Genomic DNA, 23,305 nt, shown 5'->3' on the forward strand with positions numbered 1-23,305 from the left:
GCGGCTGGGATAGGTTGTGGCCGTGACTGACGAGCAGGGGAAGGGCCCGCAGGGGCCGATCCGGGTCGCCGTGCTGGGGGCCCGGGGCCGGATGGGCGTCGAGGTGTGCCGGGCCGTCGACGCGGCCGCCGACATGGAGCTGGTGGCGGCGATCGACCAGGGCGACGACCGTTCCGCCGCCGCCGGGGCCGAGGTGGCCGTCGACTTCACCACCCCCGACGTCGTGCTGGACAACCTGCGCTGGTGCGTCGAGGCGGGCATCCACGCCGTGGTCGGCACCACCGGCTTCACCGGGCCGCGGCTCGACCAGGTGCGCGACTGGCTGGCCGCCCGGCCGGAGGTCGGCGCGGTGATCGCCCCCAACTTCGGCATCGGCGCGGTGCTGATGATGCAGTTCGCGGAGCGGGCGGCCCGCCACTTCGAGTCCGTCGAGATCATCGAGCAGCACCACCCGCGCAAGCTGGACGCCCCCAGCGGCACCGCCACCCACACCGCCCGCCGGATCGCGCAGGCCCGCGCCGAGGCCGGCCTGGGCCCGGCCCCGGATGCCACGAAGGACGAGGTGCCGGGCGCGCGGGGGGCCGACATCGACGGGGTACGCGTGCACGCCGTCCGCGCCACCGGCCTGGTCGCCCATCAGGAGGTGCTGTTCGGCACGGCGGGCGAGACGCTGACCATCCGGCACGACTCGTACGACCGGGCGTCGTTCATGCCGGGCGTGCTGCTGGCGGTGCGCGCGGTGCGTACCCGCCCGGGTCTGACCATCGGCCTGGACCCGCTGCTCGACTGACGGGCGGCGCGACCGCCGGGGCGATGCCGCGCGGCCGGGCCGGCCCCGGTGGGGATGACCTGTCCCGGCGGGGAAAGCGGTCGCCGGCCGGCCCCGCGGCCCCTAGGCTGCCCCGGTGATCGACTCGAAGCTCCGCGACCGCGCCGGCCGGCACGTCACCCTGCGTCCGGTCGACGACGACAACTGGCGGGCCGTCGCCGACGTCGCGCCCCGCGACGACCAGCGCGCCTGGGTCTACCCGATGGCGGCCCGTTACCTGCTGACCAGCCTGCGCGGCGACGTGTGGACGTCCCTGGCCGTCTGCGCCGACGACACCGTCGTCGGGCACGTCATGTGGGGCGTCGACGACGGCGGCGTCCGCTGGATCGGCGGGATGGTCGTCGACGCCGCCGAGCAGGGCCGGGGGGTCGGGGCGGCCACGGTGGCGACCCTGGCGACGTGGCTGCGCGCCCAGCCCGGCTGCGCCGCCGTGCGCCTGTCGTACCACCCCGACAACCCGGCCGCGGCCACCCTCTATCCCCGCCTGGGCTTCGCCCTGACCGGCGAGCGGGAGGACGACGAGGTGGTCGCCGAGCTGGTCACCCCGCCGACCCCCTGACGCCCGCCTCGGCGGCGGGGCGGGGAGCGGGGACCGGGGTGGCGGTCAGGGTCGACGGGAGCTGGTCGACGGCGGCCTCGCCGGCGGCGGTGACCGTGACGTCGACCCGGGCGCCGGCGACGCGCAGGTTGCGCGCGGTGAGGGCGCCGAGCCCCGGGCCGGCGAGCGGGGCCAGGCGCACCCGGCCGGCCGGCACGTCGGGGTAGAGCCCGACGCCGGCCTGGAGCAGCAGCACCGCCGACGCGGCGGACCACGCCTGCGGCCGGCACGCCGCCGGGTACGGCACGGGCCGCCCGAGCAGCGCCCGGTCGTCGCCGCCGTACAGCTCGGGCAGCCGGTGGTCGAACGCCTCGGCGGCGGCGAGCAGCCCGTCGGCCAGGCCGAGCGCAGCCGTGCGGAAGCCGGCCCGGGCCAGCCCGGCGAGCACGATGGCGGTGTCGTGGGTCCAGATCGAACCGCAGTGGTACGACAGCGGGCTGAACCCGGCGTCGCCGGTGGACATGGTGCGCAGCCCGAAGCCGCCGGCCAGGGACTCTGTGGTGAGCAGCCGGGCCACCTGCGCCGACTCGTCGGCGGTGAGCAGCCCGGTGCCGAGCAGGTGGCCGATGTTGCTGGTCAGCGAGTCGACCGGGCGCTTGTCCCGGTCCAGCGCCAGCGCCGGCTGGGGGCCGTGCGGCCCGTCGACCCAGAAGGTGGCCCGGAACCGTTCGGCCAGCCGGGCCGCGTGCTCGCGCCACCGGTCCCCGCCGGGGCGGTCGAACGCGTCCAGCAGGGCCGCACCGGCGACGGCCGCCTCGTACGCGTAGCCCTGCACCTCGGCCAGGACGATCGGTGCCTGCGCCTGCCGGCCGTCGCGGAATCGGACGGCGTCGCCGGAGTCCTTCCAGCCCTGGTTGGCCAGGCCGTGGCCGGTGGTGTCGACGTACTCGACGAGGCCGTCGCCGTCGGCGTCGGCGTGCTCGCCGAGCCAGGCCAGCGCGGCCTCCAGGTGCGGCAGGAGCGGCTGCACCTGCTCGGCCGGCAGCCCCCAGCGCCAGGCGTCGTGCAGCAGCGCGACCCAGAGCATGGTGGCGTCGACGGTGCCGTAGTACGCCGGGGGCAGCCGCATCCCCGAGCCGGCGGCGAACTCGTGCCGGCGCAGCTCGTGCAGGATCTTGCCGGGGGCCTCGCCGGTGGCCGGGTCGATTCGCGTGCCCTGCCGGCGGGCCAGCACCCGCAGCGTGCCGGCGGCCAGCTCGGTGCCCAGCGGCAGCAGCATCCGGGCCGCCCACAGGCTGTCGCGCCCGAAGAGGGTGAGGAACCAGGGCACCCCGGCGGCGAGGAAGACGTCGCCGGGGTGGGCGGGCTCGGCCAGGCGCAGGGCGTGCAGGTCGTCCAGGGAGCGGTCGAGCAGGCGCACGAGCCGCCGGTCGTCGGCGGTGACCTCGGGGCGGGCCCAGGTGGGTGCGGCGGGCGGGGCGGTCACCACGGCGCGGGGGTCGTTGACGGCGAGCCGCCAGCGCAGCGTGACCGCGCCGCGCGGGGGCAGCTCGACCGGCCAGCTCAGCCGGGGCGCGGTGGCCCGGTCGCCGGTGGCGTCGACGGTCGCGCCCTCGCCGGTGACGGTGACGGTGGTGCCGCCGCCGGACCAGGCGAGGCGGCCGGGGCCGTCGGCCCGGGCCGCCAGCGGGTCGGCGGCGTCGCCGGACTTGACCAGCTCGATCGGGGCGAGGTCGCAGCCGAGGTCGACGCTGACGGTGGCCCGGACCGAGGTGGCGGCGGTGGAGACGACGTGGATCTCCTCGGCGAGGCCGGCCGGTGCGAGGCGGCGGACCCGGTCGACCCGGACGGTCGGGTCGGGCCCGGGGTCGCCGAGCCACCGGGCGAGGCCGGCGAAGCGGGCGGCGTGCGGACCGACGGGGCCCCGGGTCAGCGCCTCGGGCTCGCGGTCGTCGACGCGCAGCTCGGCCCGGGACAGCACGCGGGCGTCGGCGTGGAAGACGCCCTGCACGCCGGACGGGCGAACCTGTCCGGCCGCGTCGCCCAGCGCGCTGGTCGGGGCGTGGACCAGCCCGACGAGGTCGTGCAGCAGGGGTTGCAGGGGGCGTGGGGTCACGACGGGGCTCCAGTCTTGACAGATCGTCCGGGGCGGTGCAATGTTCGAAACATTCCGGCAACTTGAACGATCTAATTCTGCCGGATCGGCATTTGATCGTTCAAGACCGCGAGGGGGATTTATGTCGCAGAAGGTGACCATCTCCACTGTGGCCCAGCGCGCCCGGGTGAGCCGCCAGACGGTGTCCAACGTGCTCAACGCGCCGCACGTCGTCCGCGAGGAGACCCGACGCCGGGTGCAGGAGGCGATCACCGAACTCGGCTACCGCGCCAACCAGGCCGCCCGGCAGATGCGCACCGGCCGGTCCCGGCTCATCGCCGTGCGCATCGAGCCGACCCGGGACGGGATTAACGGCTCCGTCCTCGACCGCTTCCTGCACGGGCTCACCGAGACCGCCGAGGGCGCCGGCTACCGGGTCATGCTCTACACCGCCACCGACGCCCACCAGGAGATCGACGCCTTCGACGACCTGCTCGGCGCGTACGACCTGGACGCGTTCGTGCTCACCGGCACCGAGCGCGGCGACCCCCGTACCGCCTGGCTGGCCCGGCGGGACGTGCCGTTCGTGACGTTCGGCCGCCCGTGGGACGCGCCCGACCCACACCCCTGGGTCGACGTCGACAACGCCGCCGGGACGGCCCAGGCCACCCGGCACCTGCTGGCCACCGGCCACCGGCGCATCGGCTACATCGGCTGGCCGCTGCCCGCCTCGGCGGTCGGCGGCGAGCGCCGCTCCGGCTGGCACGAGACGCTGCGCGAGGCCGGCGTCGACCCCGGCGGGCTCGACCGCGAGACCGTCGACGGCATCGCCGAGGGCGAATGGACGATGCGCGAGCTGCTCGCCGGGGCCGAGCCGCCGACCGCCGTCGTCTGCGCCAGCGACTCGCTCGCCCTCGGCGCGCTCCAGGCGGTGCGGGGCAGCGCCGCGTACGCCCCGCCCGCCGGCCCCCCGACGCCCGGCGGTCCCGTCGCCGTCGTCGGCTTCGACGACACCCCCGTCGCCGCCGCCATCGGCCTGACCAGCGTCAGCCAGCCCCTCGGCGTGGCCGCCGCCCGCTGCGTCGACCTGCTCACCGGCGTGCTCGACGGGCAGCCCGTCGACTCCTGCGTGCTGCTCCAGCCCTCGCTGGTGCGACGCCAGACCGCGTGACCCCACCACCCCCAGGAGAGTGAGATGACAACCCGATCCCTGCGCCGCGCGACAGTCGCCGGCGTCGCCGCCGTGGCGCTGCTCGGCTCCGCCGCCTGCGGCAGCGGCTTCGACGACTCCACCGACGCCGCCCAGTCCACCGGCCCGGCCAGCCTCCAGATCCTGATCGGCTCCTCCGGCGACGCCGAGACGAAGGCGGTCCAGGCCGCCGCCGCGACGTGGGCCGCCGGCTCCGGCAACAGCGCCACCGTCACCCCGGCGCAGGACCTCACCCAGCAGCTCGGCCAGGCCCTCGCCGGCGGCAACCCGCCCGACGTCTTCTACGTCGACGCCACCCGGTTCGCCGACTACGCCAGCGTCGGCGCGCTGGAGCCCTACGGCGACCGGATCAGCAGCCCGGACGACTTCTACCCCAGCCTGCGCACCACGTTCACGTACGACGGCAAGCTCTACTGCGCGCCCAAGGACTTCTCCACCCTCGCCCTCCAGGTCAACACGGACCTGTGGGCGAAGGCCGGCCTGACCGACGCCGACCTGCCGACCACCTGGGACCAGCTCACCGCCGCCGCCCGGAAGATCAAGGCCAGGGGCCTGGTGCCGCTGGCCCTCGGCGACACCCGGGACCGGATCGGCGCGTTCCTCGTGCAGAACGGCGGCTGGCTGGTCAGCCCCGACGGCAAGCAGGCCACCGCCGACACCCCGGAGAACCTGGCCGCCCTCCAGTACGTGCGCACGATGCTGGACGAGGGCCTGGCCCGGTACCCGAAGCAGCTCGACGCCGGCTGGTCCGGCGAGGCGTTCGGCAAGGGCAAGGCCGTCATGACCATCGAGGGCAACTGGATCAAGGGCGCCCTCCAGAACGACTTCCCCGACGTGAAGTACCGCGTCGTCGAGCTGCCCGCCGGCCCGAAGGGCAAGGGAACGCTCTCCTTCACCCAGTGCTGGGGCATCGCCGCCAAGAGCCGGCACAAGGAGCAGGCGATCAAGTTCGTCGAGGCGATGACCGCCGGCGACCAGCAGATGACGTTCGCCAAGGCGTTCGGCGTGATGCCGTCCCGGCAGTCCGTGCGCGACCAGTACACCGCCGCCTTCCCGGCCGACAAGCCGTTCATCGACGGCGCGCAGTACGCCCAGGGCCCGGTCAACGCGCCGAAGATGGACAGCGTCCTCGGCGACCTCGACACCGGCCTGCAGGGGCTGGCCAACGGCGACCCGAAGGCCGTCCTCGCCCGCTTCGACGCCAACGCCAAGGCGGCGCTCGCCGGCTGAGGCGCAAGGAAGGGCCCCCTATTAACCGTATGCGTTAACAAGGGGCCCTTCCTTCCAGGGAGGAGGGAAGCAGATGGCGAACCGCGTCGCCCGCGGCGTACGCAGCAACGAGAACCTCGCCGGGTGGCTCTTCGTCGCCCCGGTGGTCGTCATCCTCGGGTTGTTCCTGCTGCTGCCGATCCTGATGGCGCTCTGGGTGAGCCTCACCGACTGGAACGGCCAGGGCAGCCCGTTCACCGGTCGGGTCCCGTTCGTCGGGGCCGACAACTACACCCGGCTGTTCGCCGAGGAGGGGCTGGCCCGCCGCGACTTCATGACCAGCCTGCGCAACAACGCCTACTACGTGGCGATCGTGGTGCCGGCCCAGACGGCGCTGGCCCTCGGGCTCGCCCTCGTCGTCAACAACCGGATGCTGCGGGGCCGGGGCTTCTTCCGCACCGCGTTCTACTTTCCCTCGGTGACCAGCTCGGTGGCGATCAGCGTGGTCTTCCTGTTCCTGTTCGCCAACTCCGGCGCGGTCAACGCCCTGCTCGGCATGCTCGGCGTCCGAGGGCCGCAGTGGTTCGCCGACTCCCGGGGCGTGCTGCACCTGCTGCTCGGCGCGGTCGGGGTGGACGCGCCGCCGGCCGCGCTCGCCGACGGCGGGCCGTTCGGGCTGAGCTGGTGGGACTGGCTGTCCGGGCCGAGCGTCGCCATGATCTCGATCATCACGCTCGTCGTCTGGACCACCTCCGGCACGTTCATGCTGATGTTCCTCGCCGCGCTCCAGAACGTCCCGGTGGCCCTCGACGAGGCGAGCACCCTGGACGGGGCCGGCCGCTGGCAGCGGTTGCGGCACGTCACCCTGCCGATGATCAAGCCGACCACGTTCCTCGTGCTCACCCTCGGCCTGATCGGCTCCTGGCAGGTCTTCGACCAGGTGTACGTGATGAGCCAGGGCGAGCCGGCCAAGACCACGCTCACCCCCGCGTACCTGTCGTACCGCACCGCGTTCCGGGACTTCGACTACGGCTCCGGCGCGGCCATCTCGTTCGTGCTGTTCCTGATCATCATCGCGCTCACCCTGCTCCAGCGCCGGCTCATGGCCGACCCGGAGCCCGCCGCGCCCCGCCGCGGCCGGTGGTGGCGTCGGCGCGTACCGGAAGGGGGTTGAGATGGCCGTGCTCACCGACCGGCCGGCAGCACCCGCGCCGCCCGCCCGGCCGCGCCGCGCCCACGACCGCGGGGCCCGCACGCTGGCGAGCCGCCTCGTCGGGTACGCGATCCTGGTCTTCTTCGCGCTGGTGTTCCTCTACCCGTTCGTCATCCAGATCGGCAACTCGCTCAAGACCGAGCCGGACGCGGCGGCCAACCCGCTCTCGCCGGTGCCGGACCCGCTGTCGCTGGCCGGCTTCGAACGGATCTTCGCGGGCACCGCCTTCCCGCTCTGGCTCGGCAACTCGCTGCTGGTCACCGTGCTGGTCACCCTCGGCCGGGTGTTCTTCGACTCGCTCGCCGGCTACGCCCTGGCCCGGCTGCGCTTCCGGGGCCGCGCCGGGCTGTTCGCCGCGATCGTCGCGGTGCTGGCGGTGCCCGGCGTGGTGCTGCTGATCCCGAAGTTCCTCGTGCTCAACCAGCTCGGCATGTACGACAGCTACGCCGGCCTGGTGGTGCCGCTGCTCGCCGACGCGGCCGGCGTGTTCATCATGAAGCAGTTCTTCGAGTCGATCCCGGTCAGCGTGGAGGAGGCCGCCCGCATCGACGGGGCGAGCGTCTTCCGCACGTTCTGGTCGGTGGTGCTGCCGATGGCGAGGCCGGCGCTGATCACGCTGACCATCCTGTCGTTCCAGGGCTCCTGGAACGAGTTCCCACACAGCCTGGTCGCGGTGCAGGACCCGGACCTGTTCACCCTGCCGCGCGGCCTGGCCGACCTGGTCAGCGGCTCGCTCGGCAAGGGCACCCAGTATCCGCTCAAGCTCGGCGCGGCGCTGCTGGCCACCATCCCGGTCGCCGTGCTGTTCGTGGTCTTCCAGCGGCACTTCGTGCGGGACGCCAACGACGGCGCGGACAAGGGCTGACCGGGGCTGCCGGGCCGGCTCAGGGCAGCCGGCCCGGCAGCCCGAACAGCGGGAACAGGGCCGGGTCGAGGAAGTAGTTGAGCCGGGCGACCCGGCCGCCCCAGCAGCCGACGAGCTGGATCGAGAACGGTCGGTGCCCGCCCGCCGGATCCCGCCGGTACTGCGCGAACCCCGGGCTGCCGTTGACCGCCACCGGCACCAGCCGGGAGCCCGCGCAGCCGGCCCCCGGGCCGGTCATCCAGCGCCCGATGTCGCCCGCGCCGCGCAGCCAGAGCCGGTAGGGCGGCATGGTCTGCACGGCGTCGGCCCGCAGCAGCGCGACCAGCGCGTCGATGTCGTACCGCTCGAAGGCCCGCACGTAGCGGTCGAGCAGCTCGCGGTGCGCGGCGTCGAGGGTGGCGGCCGACGGGTCGGCGTCGACTCCCCGGACGGCCAGCGTCGCCCGGGCCCGCTGCAACGCGCTGTTGACCGCCGCCACGCTGGTGTCGAGCAGGCCGGCGACCTCGTCGGCCCGCCAGCGCAGCACGTCCCGCAGGAGCAGCACCGCCCGCTGCCGGGGCGGCAGGTGCTGCAACGCGGCGACGAACGCCAGGCGCACCGACTCCCGGGCCACCGCCACCTCCGCCGGGTCCCCGCCGGCGGGCAGCACCCGGGCGTCGGGGACCGGCCCGACCCACTCCCCGGCGGGCCGGGGCTCGCCCAGCGCCGCCAGCACCGGCGCCGACGGCCCGGCGAGGTCGGTCGGCACCGCCCGGCGGGACCGCCCGCGCAGCAGGTCCAGGCACACGTTGGTGGCGATCCGGTAGACCCAGGTGCGCACGCTGGACCGCCCGTCGAAGCCGGCCAGCCCCCGCCAGGCGCGCAGCAGCGTCTCCTGGACGGCGTCCTCCGCGTCGAAGGCCGAGCCGAGCATCCGGTAGCAGTAGCCGGTGAGCTCCACCCGGTGCTCCTCCAGGTGCCGCTCCGACGGCGGGTGCTCCTGCGGCCCGTGCTCCTGCGGGGCGGCCGGGGCCGGGGCCGGCGTCGCGCGGTCACGACTCGTCGACACGCTCATCCCGCCACCGTAGGCGGCACCACCGACATTCCCGGCAACCCCGACGCGCCGGCAGGCGGGCCCCGGTCGGCGCGGCGATCGGTCAGCCGGTGGCGTCGCCCTCCGCCGGGGGATCGGCGGGCACCGCCACGTGCAGCCGGAGCTGGTTCACCAGCATGTCGTCCACGTCGAGGGCCCGGGCCGCGCCGTCAGGCTCCCAGCCCGCGCCGGTGAGGAACTTGCGGGTCGCCGCGTCGGCGTCGAAGGCCCACGCCACCGCCCGGTCGAAGCCGTCGGCGCGCCACAGGTCGACGCTCGCGGCGAGCAGCCGGCTGCCGTGCCCGCGCCGGCCCCAGCGCGGCTCGACCAGCAGGTCCGTGACGGCCACCACGCCCGCGCCCAGCGCCTCGGCCGGCTCGTTCGGGGCAAGGGACTCGGCGTCGGCCGGCCCGGACGCGGCAAATCCCACCAGATACGATTGTTCGGCCTGTTCGACGGCGACGAGCACCCGGTGCGCGCCCGAGGGCGGCTCCTGCACCGCCGCGCTCCACCGCCGGGCGAGATACTCCTCGTCCAGGTTGTCGAGCACGTGCCGGGGCAGGATCCGGCGATACGCGACCCGCCAGGTCGCGAGCTGGATGCGTGCGATCTCGCCGGCGTCTTCCGGACGCGCCGGGCGGACGTACCCGAGAGCCATGGGACGGAAGCCTACGCAGGGCGAGGGAGGCCACGGTGGCGCAGGGTGCCAAACGGACGATCGGGCAGGTCGCCGCGGTGGCCGGGCTCGCCGTCGCGGTGACCGCGTTCCTGTCCGTGGCGGCCGTGCGGCACGGCTTCTTCGACCTGAAGGTCTACTACGGCGCGCTCCACTTCTGGGTGCACGACGGCGGGGAGATCTACGACTTCCTCAAGCCCGGCACCCAGTACGGCTTCACCTACCCCCCGTTCGCCGCCCTCGCCATGCTGCCGATGGCCCTCCTGCCGTGGCCCGCCGCGATCGCGGTGAGCGTCACCGCGTCGGTCGTGGTCAGCGCCGTGGTGATCTGGTGGCTGCTCGCCCCGGTCGCCCGCCGCTGCGGCTGGACCGGCTGGTTCGCCCTCGCCGTGGCGCTCTGCCTGGCCGCCGCGTTCGAGCCGATGCGCGAGACGGTCAACTTCGGCCAGGTCAACATGCTGCTGCTGTTCCTCGTCGCGGTGGACCTGCTGCGGCTGCTGCCGGCGGGCAACCGCTGGGCGGGAGTGGGCATCGGGCTGGCCACCGCGATCAAGCTGACCCCGGGGATCTTCCTCGTCTACCTGCTGGTCACGGGCCGCTGGCGGGCCGCCCTGACCGCCGCCGGCACGGCCGCCGGCGCGACCCTCGTCGCCGGCGCGCTCTTCCCCGACGCGTCCCGCGAGTTCTGGACCTCCGCGCTGTGGAACACCGGCCGCGTCGGCGAGCTGGCGTTCGTGTCGAACCAGTCGCTGCAGGGCGTGGTCGCCCGGCTCAACCCCGAACATCCCAGCACCGTGGCCTGGCTGGCGCTGGCGCTCGTCACCCTCGCCGCCTGGGCGTGGCGCTCACGGGCCGCCGCCCGGGCCGGCGACGAGGCCACCGGCCTGGCCCTGACCGGCGCGCTGATGTGCCTGGTCAGCCCCGTGACCTGGGTGCACCATTTGGTCTGGCTGCTGCCGGGGCTGATCCTGCTGGTCGACAACGGCACCGCGGCGCCCGCGCGCAGCCGCCGACGCCGCGTCCTGCTGGCCGCCGCGCTCATCGGGTACGCCCTGCTGTGCAGCCGGATCGTCTGGGCCTGGGAGAAGGACTTCACCGGCGTCGACGGCTTCCTCGGCAGCAACACCTACGTCTGGATCAGCCTCGCCCTGCTGCTGTTCCTGCCGGTGCGCCGCCCGGCGGATCAGCCGTCGAGGGGCCCCGCGTACCTCAGCTCGACCAGCCCGAGCGGGGGCGCGCCGCCGGCCAGCGGCACCGGGTAGGTCGTGCGGTCGCCGTCCGGCGACAGCCCGGACCGCTCGTAGAAGCGCCGGGCCCGCCGGTTGTCCCGCAACACCCACAGCCGGTACGCCGTCCAGCCCCGCCCCGCCAGCCGCTGCTTCGCCGCCGCCAGCAGCCGTCCGGCGGTCCCGTCGCCCCAGTGCGCCTTCTCGACGTACATGGCGAGGACCTCGCCGAGAGTGTGGTCGAGGTCGGCCCGGTCCTGGTTGTTGCGGTACGGGCCGAACGTGGTGAAGCCGACCACCGCGCCGTCGCGCTCGGCGAGCAGCGTGGTGAACGGGTGCTCCGGGTCGGCCGTGCCCAGGTCCCGGCGGCGCTGCGCCCAGGCCGCCACGTTGAGCCGGGCCAGCACCTCCGCCGGCATGATGTCGGCGTAGCCGTCCTGCCAGCCGTGCACGTGCACCCGGGCCACCGCCTCGGCGTCGTCCGGCTCCTCGGGGCGGATGATCAGCATGCGTCCGTTGTATGCCCCGCCGGGCGTGAGGTCCAGCCAGGCGCACCGGTGTCGTACCCCTGAATTAGGGTGCCCGACGATGGCCGCACCGGAATCGCTCTCGCTCGCCCAGGCCCGCCGGGTCGCCCTGGCCGCCCAGGGCTTCGCCGACCCGCCGCCTGCCGGCGTGCCCACCCGCCGGCACCTGCGCCGGGTGCTCGACCGGGTCGGGCTGATCCAGATGGACTCGGTCAACGTGCTGCAACGCGCGCACTACCTGCCGCTCTACAGCCGGCTCGGGCCCTACCCGACGGCGCTGCTCGACGCCGCCGCCTACCGTCGCCCCCGGGAGCTGTTCGAATACTGGGGGCACGAGGCGTCGCTGGTGCCGGTCGGGCTGCACGCGGCGCTGCGCTGGCGGATGGCCAAGGCGCGCGACGAGGCGTGGGGTGGGATGCGCCGCATCGCGCAGGAGCAGCCCGAGCTGGTGGCGTGGGTGCGCGACGAGGTGGCCGCCCGGGGGCCGCTCACCGCGGCCGAGATCGAGCACGACGCGCCCCGGGAGACCGGCAACTGGGGCTGGAACTGGTCGACCGTCAAGCGGGCGCTGGAGTTCCTCTTCTGGGCCGGCGAGGTCACCGCCGCCGACCGCACCCCCTCGTTCGCCCGCCGCTACGATCTGCCCGAGCGGGTGCTGCCGGCCGCCGTGCTGGACGCGCCCACCCCGACCGACGCCGACGCGCACCGCGCCCTGGTCGCGATCGCCGCCCGGTCGCTGGGCGTCGCCGCCGAGCCGGAGCTGCGCGACTACTTCCGGCTGCCCGTCGCCGGGGCCCGGCGGGCGGTCGCCGAGCTGGTCGAGGCCGGCGAGCTGACCCCGGTGACCGTGCAGGGCTGGCGGCACCCCGCCTACCTGCACGCCGCCGCCCGGCTGCCCCGCTGGGTGCGGGGCAACACCCTGGTCAGCCCGTTCGACCCGCTGGTGTGGGAGCGGGGCCGCACCGAGCGGCTGTTCGGCTTCACCTACCGCATCGAGATCTACGTCCCGGCCCCGCAGCGGGTCCACGGCTACTACGTGCTGCCGTTCCTGCAGGGGGAGCGGTTCACCGCCCGGGTCGACCTCAAGGCCGACCGCAAGGCCGGCGTGCTGCTGGTGCCGGCCGCCTGGGCCGAGCCGGGCGTCGACGAGGGGGAGACGGCGGTGGCCCTGGCCGCCGAGCTGCACCGGCTGGCCGGCTGGCTGGGGCTGAGCGCGGTCGCCCCGCCCGCCGCCGGCGACCTCGCCGCCCCGCTGGCCGCCGCCCTGAGGAGCGTGGCCGGTGTACCGTGAGCGGCGTGACGAGCGTCGACGGCCCGGCGGCCCCGCACCCACACCCGCATTCTGACGCGCAGCCGCCCGCGCCGGGGGAGTGGCCGCCGGGGGCGTACCCGGCGGTGGAGTCGGACCGGCTGACCCGCCTCGTGATGCGGGTGCACGCCCGGTCGCCGCGCTGGGCGGCCCCCCTGGCCGCGCTCGGCTGCGTCGGCCTCGGCATGGCGTACGCGCTGCTCAGCGACCCGACCCGGGCCGCGCCCGACGCCGCCCCCAGCTGCCTGCTGAAGCTCACCACCGGGCTGGACTGTCCGGGCTGCGGCGGCACCCGCGCGCTGTGGTACGTGCTGCACGGCGACCTGCCGGCCGCCGCCCGGCACCACTTCGTCTTCGTCTTCGCGCTGCCCTTCCTGGCCTACCTCTTCGTCGCCTGGGCGGGCCGGCAGGCGTTCGGCTGGCGGCTGCCGCAGCCCCAGGTCAGCTCGAAGGTGATCGGCGGCTTCCTGGCCCTGTGGCTGGCCTTCTCGGTGGCCCGCAACCTGCCCTGGGCCCCCTTCACCTCCCTCTACGTCTGACCCGGCCCCGACCCGCCCCCGCCCCCGCCCCCGACCTCATCGGTGACCTGATCCTGATGTGGTAGGTGACCTGATCCTGATGTCGTGAACGACTCAGCTCCATAGGCGGGAGACCGGGACGGTCCCGCCCCGTGACGACGCGCCAGGGCCGGGTGACCGTCGTTGCACCGGGCGCGCCCGGCTTGGGCGGCCGGCCGGCGGGCCACTACAGTCCCTGGCATGCCGGAGATGGTGCAGCCCCAGGTCAAGCTCGTCGCGTGGACCCAGTTCCAGGCCCCGGACGACGTGCCGTGGTCGACCGACGCCGAGGGCGGCCAGGCGCTCGCCGAGTTCGCCGGCCGGGCCTGCTACCAGAGCTGGTCCAAGCCGAACCCGGCCACCGCCACCAACGCCGGCTACCTCGCGCACATCCTCGAGGTGGGGCACCTGTCGGTGCTGGAGCACGGCTCCGTGAGCTTCTACTTCACCGGGGTGTCCCGCTCGTTCACCCACGAGCTGATCCGGCACCGGCACTTCTCCTACTCCCAGCTCTCCCAGCGGTACGTCCCCGAGCGCGACGCCGCGATGGTCGAGCCGGCGGTGATCGCCGACGACCCGGAGCTGCACAAGAGGTTCGTCGAGGCCGCCGAGGCGAGCGTGCGGGCGTACACGGAGCTGTTGGAGGGCCTGGAGCAGCGCTTCTCCGACGAGCCCAACCCGACGTTGCGCCGCAAGCAGGCCCGGCAGGCGGCCCGCGCGGTGCTGCCCAACGCCACCGAGACGCGGATCGTGGTCACCGGCAACTACCGGGCCTGGCGGCACTTCGTCGCGATGCGGGCCACCGAGCACGCCGACGTGGAGATCCGCGAGCTGGCCGTGGAGTGCCTGCGCCAGCTCCAGCGGGTCGCCCCGAACGTGTTCGCCGACTTCGTCATCTCCACGCTGCCCGACGGCACGGAGGTGGCGGCCAGCCCGCTCGCCGAGCTGTCCTGAACCCTTCCCCACCGGCCCGCCGGTGGTCGTCCGCTAGGTTGTGAGCATGACGCACGACCACCCTGTTGCCGCCGACCGGGCGGTGTCCCGCCCGTTCGGCCGAGTGCTCACGGCCATGGTGACCCCGTTCACCTCCGACGGTTCCCTGGACCTCGACGGTGCCGTACGCCTGGCGAACCACCTCGTCGACGAGCAGGGCAACGACGCGCTCGTGCTCAACGGCACCACCGGCGAGTCGCCCACCACCACCGACGCGGAGAAGGAACGCCTGATCCGGGCCGTGGTGGAGGCGATCGGCGACCGGGCCAGGGTGGTCGCCGGGGTCGGCACCAACGACACCCGGCACACCATCGAGCTGGCCGCGTCGGCCGAGAAGGCCGGCGCGCACGGCCTGCTGGTGGTGACCCCGTACTACAACAAGCCGCCGCAGAGCGGGCTGGTCCGGCACTTCACCGCCGTCGCGGACGCCACCGGGCTGCCGATCATGCTCTACGACATTCCGCACCGCTCCGGGGTGCCGATCGAGACCGAGACCCTGGTCCGGCTCGCCGAGCACGACCGCATCGTCGCGGTCAAGGACGCCAAGGGTGACCTCACCGCGACGTCGTGGGTGACCAGCCGCACCGACCTGGCCTTCTACAGCGGCGAGGACTCCCTCGTCCTGCCCGCGCTGGCGGTCGGCTGCGTCGGGGTCGTCGGCACCTCGACCCACTTCACCGGCGCGCTCACCCAGCGGATGATCGAGGCGTACGACGCGGGCGACCCCGGCACCGCGCTCGCCCTGCACCGGCGGCTGCTGCCCCTGTTCACCGGCATCTTCCGCACCCAGGGCACCATCCTGGTCAAGGCGGGCCTGGCGGCCCTGGGCCTGCCGGCCGGCCCGGTGCGGCCCCCGCTGGTGGACGCCACCCCCGACGAGATCGCCCAGCTGCGCGCGGACTGCGCGGCGGCGGGTCTGGAGCTCCCCTGACATGATCGAACGACACGACGGACGCCGGGCGACGGCGTCGCAGAATGAGGTGGACGCGTGACCGAGGCGCACAACGAGGGCGAGCTGCCCCCGCCGCTGCCGGAGGGCGGCCTGCGGATCATCCCGCTCGGCGGGCTCGGCGCCATCGGTCGGAACATGACCGTCTTCGAGTACGACGGCAAGCTGCTCATCGTCGACTGCGGGGTGCTCTTCCCCGACGTCGAGCAACCGGGCGTGGACCTGATCCTGCCCGACTTCGGGCCGATCCTGGACCGGCTCGCCGACGTGCAGGCGATCGTGCTCACCCACGGCCACGAGGACCACATCGGCGCGGTCCCGTACCTGCTCGCCCACAAGCCGGACATCCCGCTGGTCGGCTCGCAGTTCACCCTCGCCCTGGTCGAGGCGAAGCTGGCCGAGCGGCGCATCCAGCCGTACACGCTGACCGTGCGGGAGGGCGGCCGGGAGCGGCTCGGCCCGTTCGAGTGCGAGTTCTTCGCCGTCAACCACTCGATCCCCGATGCGCTCGCGGTGGCCATCCGCACCCCCGCCGGCCTGGTGCTGCACACCGGCGACTTCAAGATGGACCAGCTCCCCCTGGACAGCCGGATCACCGACCTGGCCGGCTTCGCCCGGCTCGGCGCGGAGGGCGTCGACCTGCTGCTGTCGGACTCCACGAACGCGGAGATCCCCGGCTTCGTCACCCCCGAACGGGAGATCGGGCCGGTCCTCGACTCGATCTTCGCGAAGGCCAAGGGACGGATCATCGTCGCCTCGTTCGCCTCGCACGTGCACCGGGTGCAGCAGGTCTTCGACTCGGCCGTCGAACACGGCCGCAAGGTGGCGCTGATCGGCCGCTCGATGGTCCGCAACATGGGCATCGCCCGGGACCTCGGCCTGCTCAACATCCCCGCCGGCCTGGTGATCAGCATCGAGGAGGCCACGGCGCTGCCGCCCGAGCGGATCGTGCTGATGTCCACCGGATCGCAGGGCGAGCCGATGAGCGCCCTCGGCCGGATGGCCAGCGGCGACCACCGGCACATCACGATCGCCCCCGGCGACACGGTGGTGCTGGCGTCCTCGCTGGTGCCCGGCAACGAGACCTCGGTCTACCGGGTGATCAACCGGCTGGCCCGGGCCGGCGCGGTCGTCGTGCACAAGGACGTGGCGAAGGTCCACGTCTCCGGCCACGCCCCCGCCGGTGAGCTGCTCTACCTGCTCAACGTGACCCGCCCGAGCAACCTGATGCCGGTGCACGGCGAGTGGCGGCACCTGCGGGCCCACGCCCGCCTCGGCATCGAGTCCGGGGTCGCCCCGGACCGGGTGGTGCTCTGCGAGGACGGCGACGTGGTCGACCTGGTCGAGGGCCGCGCCAGCCTCGTCGGCCACGTCAAGAGCCGGTACGTCTACGTCGACGGCCTCGCCGTGGGCGACGTCAGCGAGTCGCTGCTCACCGAGCGCCGGATCCTCGGCGACGGCGGGTTCATCGCCACCACCGTCGTGGTCGACTCGGTCACCGGCAAGGTCGTGGGCGGCCCCACCGTGTCGGCCAAGGGCTTCTCGGAGGACCCGGAGGCGTTCAACCCGGTCGTGCCGCTGGTCACCGAGGCGCTGAACCGGGCCGCCGCGGACGGCATCACCGACCCGCACCAGCTCCAGCAGATCGTCCGGCGCACCGTCGGCCGGTGGGTCAACGACAAGTACCGCCGCCGGCCGATGATCGTGCCGACGGTCGTCGAGGTCTGACGCCCCGCCGGACCCGCCGCGCGTACCGACGCCGGCCCACCCCCGAGCGGTGGGCCGGCGTCGGCGCAAGAATTGTTCCGGGTCGATCGTTCAACCGTCCGGCGCTCTGTCCCGTACTCCGTCGCGGCAGGCGTGCCCACGCCGGCCGGGAGGAGCGTGGCGGATGGACCGCAGACGGATGACAGCCATCGGCGTACTGGTGGCGGCGGCGGGAACGGCGGCGGTCGTGGCCCTGCCGTCGTTCGCCGGGGAGGGCGCCGCGCCGCCGGCCGGGGACTCCGGGCGGGCCGCCGCCCCGGCGGGGGCGGACCAGAAGGTCGTGGACGCGATGAGCCGCGACCTGCGGCTCACCCGCGAGCAGGCGGCGCAGCGGCTGAAGACCGAGCGCTGGGCCGCCGGCACCGTCGACAAGCTCCGGGCCGAGCTGGGCGAGGACTACGGCGGCGCCTGGCTGGGCGCCGACGGCCGTACCCTGACCGTCGCGGTCGCCGACCCCGGCCGGGCCGCCGCCGTGCGCGCGGCGGGCGCGGTGCCGAAGCAGGTCGCCCGGGGCGTGGGGGAGCTGGACACCATGAAGACCCGGCTCGACCGGTCCGGCGGCGCGGTCGGCCGGGCCGTCACCGGCTGGTACGTCGACGCGCCCACCAACTCGGTCGTGGTGGTGGCCCGGGCGGGCCAGGAGGCGGCCGGTCGCCGGTTCGCGGCGGCCAGCGGGCTCCCGGCGTCGGCGGTGCGGGTGGTCGGCTCGACGCGGGCCCCGCGGCTGCTCGCCGACCTCTCCGGCGGCGACGCCTACCTCATCAACGGCAACTCCCGCTGCTCGGTCGGCTTCGCCGTGGTCGGCGGCTTCGTCACCGCCGGGCACTGCGGCCGGGCCGGCGACCGCACCACCGGGGTGGACGGCTCCCCGCAGGGCGTCTTCGCCGCGTCGTCGTTCCCCCGCGACGACTGGGGCGTCGTGCGGGTCACCGGCGACTTCCAGCCGCAGCCCGTGGTGAACGACTTCAACGGCGGCGCGGTGCCCGTCAACGGCTCCCAGGAGGCCCCCGTCGGCGCGTCGATCTGCCGCTCCGGCTCCACCACCGGGGCGTTCTGCGGGGTGATCCAGGCGAAGAACGCGACGGTCAACTACCCCGAGGGCACCGTCACCGGGCTGACCCAGACCAACGTCTGCGCCGAGCCGGGCGACTCCGGCGGGTCGTGGATCTCCGGTGACCAGGCGCAGGGGGTCACCTCGGGCGGTGCGGGCGACTGCACCGTCGGCGGGGTCACCTTCTTCCAGCCGGTCAACGAGATCCTCCAGGTCAACGGGCTGACCCTGGTCACCGCCGACGGCGGCGTCGGCACCCAGGGCGGTCGCCGGGCGCGGCGCTGAGCCGTCCCTGTGTGCCCTGACCGGCCCCGCGTCACCGCGCGGGCCGGTCAGGGCAGCGCCGCGACCGCCTCCGCGTACGCGACGCCGGTGGCGACGGCCGCGGTGACCAGCACGTCGAGCTGTGCGGGGGCCACGCCGTGGGCCAGGTCCGTGGTCACGTCGCCGGCCAGCACCAGCTCGCCGCCGCCGTCGTCGTGCGCGTACGCCTTCGGCAGCAGCCGGTCGTGGTTCCAGGCGTTGCAGAAGGCGTACGCCTCCGCGCGCCGCCCCGCCGGGAGGCGTCGGACGGCCAGCACCCGGGCGTGCAGGATCTCGCCCCGCTCGCCGGCCTGCCGGAACTCGATCACCGCCGGCCCCCAGCGCCCCACCACCGCCGGGCCGCGCATCGTCCAGGCGTCGCCGCGCCGGTTCAGGGCTTGCGTCACCAGGGCGACGGTCAGCGCCCCCACCTCGTCGCCGGCCAGCTCCCGCCCGGCCTCCCGCCCCGCCGGCCCGCTGCCGTCCACGCCGCTGCCGTCCTCGTCGGGCCCGTCGGGGTCGCCGCCGTCGGCCGCCTCGTCGGCGGGCAGCGGCGTCACCGGCCCGCCGACCGGCCGCTCGGCCAGCAGCGCCGCGATCCGGCCGGACTGGTGCCCGGTGCCGTTGCGGGCGTCGAAGCTGCCGGCGAGCCCCGTCGCCAGCTCGGCGAGCAGCCCACCGAGCCGGGCCACGTCGATGTCGTCGACCGCCCGACCGGCCTGACCCACGGGGCCGGCGGGGCCGGGCATCCGCCGCTCGCCCCGTCCCGCCTCGGCGGCGAGGGCGCACAGCAGCGCCCCGGCGGCGGCGAACTCCATCGCGGCCAGATCGTCGGAGGGGCGGTCCAGCCGGGGCAGCTGCTCGGCGAGGATGTCCAGCCCCCGGTCCAGGTGCCCGCCCAGCGCGCAGAACCGCAGGTGCGCGGCGAGGTGCCCGAATGCCGCCCGCTCCCGCCGGTGCCGCCGGTACGCCCTGACGTGGGCCCGGCCCGCCCGCTCCGGCTCGCCGGCGCGCAGCAGCGGCAGCAGCGCCCCGGCCAGCGCCCGCTCCGGCTGGTCGGTGCAGTACGCCCCGCCCGCGCCGGCCGTCCCGCTCGCGGTGGTCCCGCCCGCCCCGGCCGGGGCCGCCGTCGTCGGGTCGTCGACGATCGGGCGCAGCTCGGCCAGCGCCGCCGCCCAGTCGCCCCAACCGGCCAGCAGGTCGGCGCGGCGCGACGGGGCGCAGCCCGGGCAGCCGGCGGCCGGATCGGCGGGGGCGGTGCGCCAGCGGTCGTACCAGCGGCGGGCCTCCGGCTCGTCGCCGAGGTGGTCGGCGAGGCGACAGCGCAGCTCGGCCACCAGGTCGGTCACCGGCGCGTCGCCGGCGCCACCCGGCGCGAGCCGGGCCAGGTCCTTCGGCTCCGGCGCGTGTCGGGCCAGGTCGTCCAGCGCCTCGCGGGTCTGGCCCAGCCCGACCCGGGGCGTGCCGAACGCGGCCTCGACGGCGAAGCGCTGGTAGCGGCGCAGCTCGGCGGCCCGCTCGGCGGTGGCGTCCGCGGATGCGGCGTCGAGCAGTTCCCGGCAGCGGCGGACGGGCTCGAACAGCCGCCACCGCTCGCCCCGCCGCAGGTACAGGTCCATCAGCGCGAACCGGGCGTCCAGCTCGGTGGCCGGGTCGCCGGCCGCGTCGGCGGCCGAGGCGATCCGGTCCAGCTCGACGGCGCGTCCCTCCCCGTCGGGCAGGTCCCCGGCGGCGGCCAGCCGGTCGGCCCACCGGCGCGGCTGCCCCGTCACGGCCGCGCCCCGCCCGCGAGCTGCCCGACCGCGGCGGCGAGCTGACAGCCGGTCGAGATGCCACAGTCGAGCAACTGGTCGAGCTGGTGCGTGGTCACCCCGCGCTCCAGGTCGGCGATCACCTCGCCGCAGACCAGGGCCTGCCCGTCGTCGTCGACGTGCACGAACGCCTTGGGCCAGTACCGGTCGTGGTTCCAGGAGTTGCAGAAGGCGTACAGGGTCGGCACGTACTCGATCGGGAAGGTCGGCGCGGCGATGGTGCGGACCTGGAGGATCTCGCCGGCCGCCCCGACCCGCAGGAACCAGACGAGCGCGTCCTCCCAGCGGCCGAGCAGCCGGCCCGCCGGGTCCGCCGCGACCGCGTACCCCCGGCGGCGCAGCACCGCCGCGACCAGCTCGTCGGTCAACGGCCGCAACGCCCCGGGGCGCCCGGCCAGGGGGCCGTCCGGGCCGTCCTCGATCTCGGGCGACGCCATCGGGCATCCCTTCTGAGGCGAATAACACAACAGGCGGCGTCGCCCGTGCTGCGACGCGCGGACACGACCCGGAAAAGCGGCGATCCACCGGGTCCCGCCGTTACGGTGACTCTATGGCGGGCCGTACCTCTCAGGCGAGCCGGCGACGCGGCGCGTCGCCGCGCGGCACCACGAACAGTCGTGCCCGCCAACCGGCGAAGAAGACCACCAAGGCGACGCCCCGGCGGCGCACCGCCGCCCGGCCCGGGCCGGCCGTCCATGTCGGCCGGGCGATCGGTGCGGTGTGGATGGGGCTCGCGCACGGCGTCGGCTGGGCGGTGCGGGCCGCCGGCCGGCAGGCCGCCTCGGCCCGCGACCTCGACCCGGAGCACCGCCGCGACGGCGCGGGCCTGCTGCTGCTCGGCCTCTCCCTGCTCAGCGCGGTGGCCCTCTGGTTCTCCGGGGCCGGCCCGCTGGGGGCCCGGCTCGCCGACACCGTGCGGCTCTTCCTCGGCGCGATCTCGATCGTCGTGCCGGTGCTGCTGTCGATCGGGGCGTGGCGGCTGATGCGCACGCCGGCCGAGCCGGAGCACCGGGGGCGGGGCCTGGTCGGCTGGGGGTCCATGCTGGTCGCCACCGCCGCGATGCTGCACATCGGACAGAACCCGGTGGACCCGGTCCAGCGCGACTACGCGGGCGGCCTGATCGGCGCGGGCGTCGGCAACGTGCTGGAGACCGCCGTGACCGCCTGGGTGGCGGTGCCGCTGCTGCTCCTGCTGCTGGTCTTCGGCCTGCTGGTGGTCACCGCGACGCCGATCAACAAGATCCCGGAGCGGCTCGGGCTGCTCGCCGGCGCGGTGGTCGGCCCGCCGCCGGCCGCCGAGGAGGCCGAGGCGGAGCCCGTCGAGAAGAAGCCGGCCCGCCGCCGCCCGGCCAAGCGCGCCGCGCCGCCGCTGCCGGACCCGGACGACTTCGACGGCGAGGCGTACGAGGGCGCCGACCTCCAGGAGACCGTGGTGTTGCCCCGCAAGGCCCCGGCGAAGGTGCCCGCCACCCGCAAGCCGGTCGAGCCGCCGGAGCACTCGCCGCCGCCCACCCGGGCGGAGCAGCTCGCGCTCACCGGCCTGGCCGGCGACTACACGCTGCCCCCGGCCAACCTGCTCAGCGGGGGCGCCGCGCCGAAGACCCGCAGCAAGGCCAACGACGAGGTGATCGCCGCGCTCACCGGCGTGTTCGACCAGTTCGGCGTGGACGCCGAGGTCACCGGCTTCACCCGGGGCCCGACGGTCACCCGGTATGAGGTGGAGCTGGGCCCGGGCGTGAAGGTCGAGCGGATCACCCAGCTCTCCCGCAACATCGCGTACGCGGTGAAGTCCCCCGACGTGCGCATCCTCAGCCCGATCCCGGGCAAGAGCGCGGTCGGCGTGGAGATCCCGAACACCGACCCGGAGAACGTGGCGCTGGGCGACGTGCTGCGCTCCCGCGCCGCCACCAGCGACCACCACCCGATGGTGGTCGCGCTCGGCAAGGACATCGAGGGCGGCTTCGTGGTGGCCAACCTCGCGAAGATGCCGCACATCCTGATCGCCGGCGCCACCGGGGCCGGCAAGTCGAGCTGCCTCAACTCCCTGCTGGTGTCCATCCTCACCCGGGCCACCCCGGACGAGGTGCGACTGCTGCTGATCGACCCGAAGCGCGTCGAGATGACCGGCTACGAGGGCATCCCGCACCTGGTCACCCCGATCGTGACCAACGCGAAGAAGGCGGCCGACTCGCTGGAGTGGGTCGTCCGCGAGATGGACATGCGCTACGACGACCTCGCCGCGAACGGGGTCCGGCACATCGACGACTTCAACCGCAAGGTGCGCACCGGGGAGATCAAGGCCCCGCCGGGCAGCGAGCGGGAGATGCGGCCGTACCCGTACCTGCTGGTGATCGTGGACGAGCTGGCGGACCTGATGATGGTCGCGCCGCGCGACGTGGAGGACTCGGTCGTCCGGATCACGCAGCTCGCCCGCGCCGCCGGCATCCACCTGGTGCTGGCCACCCAACGGCCGAGCGTGGACGTGGTCACCGGCCTGATCAAGGCCAACGTGCCGTCCCGGCTGGCCTTCGCCACCTCGTCGCTGGCCGACTCGCGGGTCATCCTCGACCAGCCGGGCGCGGAGAAGCTGCTGGGGCGCGGCGACGGCCTCTTCCTGCCGATGGGCGCGTCGAAGCCGATCCGCATCCAGGGGGCCTGGGTCACCGAGCGCGAGATCGCCGACGTGGTGAAGTTCTGCAAGGACCAGCGGGAGCCGGAGTTCCGCCCGGACGTGCTGGCCCCGGCGCAGGACAGCAAGAAGAAGATCGACGAGGAGATCGGCGACGACCTGGACCTGCTGGTGCAGGCGGTCGAGCTGGTGGTCACCTCGCAGTTCGGCTCGACGTCGATGCTTCAGCGCAAGCTGCGGGTCGGCTTCGCCAAGGCCGGCCGGTTGATGGACCTGATGGAGACCCGGGGCGTGGTCGGCCCGTCCGAGGGTTCCAAGGCCCGCGACGTGCTGGTCAAGCCGGACGAGCTGGAGGAGGTCCTCGCCGGCCTCGGCGGCGCGGACGACTGACCCGGGCGGGTCAATCCTCGCTCACCCACCGTGATGACGCTGCGGAGGTGACTCCGCGTCGCTCCCCTTCCACCCGGCCCCACTCC

General features: G+C 74.9%; 20 protein-coding genes. 14 read left to right on the forward strand and 6 right to left on the reverse strand.

The window, feature by feature from the left end; translation table 11 throughout:
• Positions 1-22: 22 nt before the first annotated feature.
• Both dapB and ACFYWL_RS05830 read left to right on the forward strand, forming a co-directional pair.
• Positions 23-790, forward strand: coding sequence for a 4-hydroxy-tetrahydrodipicolinate reductase (gene dapB / locus ACFYWL_RS05825; RefSeq protein WP_386967911.1), 768 nt, complete (start codon positions 23-25; stop codon positions 788-790).
• 115 nt (positions 791-905) lie between these two features.
• Positions 906-1,388 carry a GNAT family N-acetyltransferase gene (locus tag ACFYWL_RS05830; RefSeq protein ID WP_386967913.1) on the forward strand — a complete coding sequence of 161 codons (483 nt, stop codon included), beginning with the start codon at positions 906-908 and terminating at the stop codon, positions 1,386-1,388.
• Here the strand turns inward: ACFYWL_RS05830 and ACFYWL_RS05835 are convergent.
• A complete protein-coding gene (locus ACFYWL_RS05835) occupies positions 1,369-3,483 on the reverse strand; it encodes a glycogen debranching N-terminal domain-containing protein (RefSeq protein ID WP_386967916.1) in 2,115 nt (704 codons plus the stop codon). The genes ACFYWL_RS05830 and ACFYWL_RS05835 overlap by 20 nt on opposite strands.
• 121 nt (positions 3,484-3,604) lie before the next feature.
• On the opposite strand from ACFYWL_RS05835, the gene ACFYWL_RS05840 reads away from it, so the two are divergent.
• The 4 genes from ACFYWL_RS05840 (at position 3,605) to ACFYWL_RS05855 (ending at position 7,959) form a co-directional block, all read left to right on the forward strand.
• On the forward strand, positions 3,605-4,633 hold the full coding sequence (locus tag ACFYWL_RS05840) for a LacI family DNA-binding transcriptional regulator (protein WP_386967919.1): 1,029 nt from the start codon (positions 3,605-3,607) through the stop codon (positions 4,631-4,633).
• 24 nt (positions 4,634-4,657) lie between these two features.
• Positions 4,658-5,902, forward strand: coding sequence for an extracellular solute-binding protein (locus ACFYWL_RS05845; RefSeq protein WP_386967921.1), 1,245 nt, complete (start codon positions 4,658-4,660; stop codon positions 5,900-5,902).
• Positions 5,903-5,975: 73 nt separating this feature from the next.
• Positions 5,976-7,055: a carbohydrate ABC transporter permease gene (locus ACFYWL_RS05850; protein ID WP_386967924.1), complete on the forward strand. Its 1,080-nt coding sequence runs from the start codon at positions 5,976-5,978 to the stop codon at positions 7,053-7,055.
• Between the two features lies 1 nt (position 7,056).
• Positions 7,057-7,959, forward strand: a complete 903-nt coding sequence (locus ACFYWL_RS05855; RefSeq protein ID WP_386967927.1) for a carbohydrate ABC transporter permease — start codon at positions 7,057-7,059, stop codon at positions 7,957-7,959.
• Between the two features lie 19 nt (positions 7,960-7,978).
• Here the strand turns inward: ACFYWL_RS05855 and ACFYWL_RS05860 are convergent, their stop codons facing one another.
• The gene (locus ACFYWL_RS05860) at positions 7,979-9,013 is read right to left on the reverse strand and encodes a sigma-70 family RNA polymerase sigma factor (protein WP_386967929.1); all 1,035 of its coding nucleotides are present in this window, start codon (positions 9,011-9,013) and stop codon (positions 7,979-7,981) included.
• Positions 9,014-9,095: 82 nt separating this feature from the next.
• Positions 9,096-9,689, reverse strand: a complete 594-nt coding sequence (locus tag ACFYWL_RS05865; RefSeq protein WP_386967932.1) for a GNAT family N-acetyltransferase — start codon at positions 9,687-9,689, stop codon at positions 9,096-9,098.
• 35 nt (positions 9,690-9,724) lie between these two features.
• Between ACFYWL_RS05865 and ACFYWL_RS05870 the strand changes: the two genes are divergently transcribed.
• Positions 9,725-10,969: a glycosyltransferase family 87 protein gene (locus tag ACFYWL_RS05870; RefSeq protein WP_386967934.1), complete on the forward strand. Its 1,245-nt coding sequence runs from the start codon at positions 9,725-9,727 to the stop codon at positions 10,967-10,969.
• Here the strand turns inward: ACFYWL_RS05870 and ACFYWL_RS05875 are convergent.
• Positions 10,891-11,442 (reverse strand): GNAT family N-acetyltransferase, encoded by a 552-nt coding sequence (locus ACFYWL_RS05875; protein WP_386967936.1) that lies wholly within the window; start codon positions 11,440-11,442, stop codon positions 10,891-10,893. The genes ACFYWL_RS05870 and ACFYWL_RS05875 overlap by 79 nt on opposite strands.
• 79 nt (positions 11,443-11,521) lie before the next feature.
• On the opposite strand from ACFYWL_RS05875, the gene ACFYWL_RS05880 reads away from it, so the two are divergent.
• The 6 genes from ACFYWL_RS05880 to ACFYWL_RS05905 all read left to right on the forward strand — a co-directional run bounded on the left by ACFYWL_RS05880 (position 11,522) and on the right by ACFYWL_RS05905 (position 18,371).
• Positions 11,522-12,751: a winged helix-turn-helix domain-containing protein gene (locus tag ACFYWL_RS05880; RefSeq protein WP_386967939.1), complete on the forward strand. Its 1,230-nt coding sequence runs from the start codon at positions 11,522-11,524 to the stop codon at positions 12,749-12,751.
• Positions 12,748-13,308, forward strand: a complete 561-nt coding sequence (locus ACFYWL_RS05885; RefSeq protein WP_386967942.1) for a DUF2752 domain-containing protein — start codon at positions 12,748-12,750, stop codon at positions 13,306-13,308. Before ACFYWL_RS05880 ends, ACFYWL_RS05885 begins: the two co-directional genes overlap by 4 nt.
• A 228-nt stretch (positions 13,309-13,536) precedes the next feature.
• Entirely contained in the window at positions 13,537-14,280 is a 744-nt protein-coding gene (gene thyX, locus ACFYWL_RS05890; protein ID WP_043964186.1) for an FAD-dependent thymidylate synthase, read from the forward strand.
• Between the two features lie 46 nt (positions 14,281-14,326).
• Positions 14,327-15,250 (forward strand): 4-hydroxy-tetrahydrodipicolinate synthase, encoded by a 924-nt coding sequence (gene dapA / locus ACFYWL_RS05895; RefSeq protein ID WP_386967945.1) that lies wholly within the window; start codon positions 14,327-14,329, stop codon positions 15,248-15,250.
• A 57-nt stretch (positions 15,251-15,307) separates the two neighbouring features.
• Positions 15,308-16,996 carry a ribonuclease J gene (locus ACFYWL_RS05900; RefSeq protein WP_386967948.1) on the forward strand — a complete coding sequence of 563 codons (1,689 nt, stop codon included), beginning with the start codon at positions 15,308-15,310 and terminating at the stop codon, positions 16,994-16,996.
• A gap of 163 nt (positions 16,997-17,159) precedes the next feature.
• The gene (locus ACFYWL_RS05905) at positions 17,160-18,371 is read left to right on the forward strand and encodes a S1 family peptidase (RefSeq protein WP_386967950.1); all 1,212 of its coding nucleotides are present in this window, start codon (positions 17,160-17,162) and stop codon (positions 18,369-18,371) included.
• A 47-nt stretch (positions 18,372-18,418) separates the two neighbouring features.
• On the opposite strand, the gene ACFYWL_RS05910 is transcribed toward ACFYWL_RS05905, so the two are convergent.
• The gene (locus ACFYWL_RS05910) at positions 18,419-20,161 is read right to left on the reverse strand and encodes a YbjN domain-containing protein (RefSeq protein WP_386967952.1); all 1,743 of its coding nucleotides are present in this window, start codon (positions 20,159-20,161) and stop codon (positions 18,419-18,421) included.
• The gene (locus ACFYWL_RS05915; protein WP_386967954.1) at positions 20,158-20,637 is read right to left on the reverse strand and encodes a YbjN domain-containing protein; all 480 of its coding nucleotides are present in this window, start codon (positions 20,635-20,637) and stop codon (positions 20,158-20,160) included. Before ACFYWL_RS05915 ends, ACFYWL_RS05910 begins: the two co-directional genes overlap by 4 nt.
• A gap of 113 nt (positions 20,638-20,750) precedes the next feature.
• On the opposite strand from ACFYWL_RS05915, the gene ACFYWL_RS05920 reads away from it, so the two are divergent.
• Positions 20,751-23,219 (forward strand): DNA translocase FtsK 4TM domain-containing protein, encoded by a 2,469-nt coding sequence (locus ACFYWL_RS05920; protein ID WP_386967955.1) that lies wholly within the window; start codon positions 20,751-20,753, stop codon positions 23,217-23,219.
• The last annotated feature ends 86 nt before the right edge of the window (positions 23,220-23,305 follow it).

The sequence above is a fragment of the Micromonospora sp. NPDC002575 genome, assembly GCF_042889525.1.
In the GTDB taxonomy this organism is placed as follows: domain Bacteria; phylum Actinomycetota; class Actinomycetes; order Mycobacteriales; family Micromonosporaceae; genus Micromonospora; species Micromonospora carbonacea.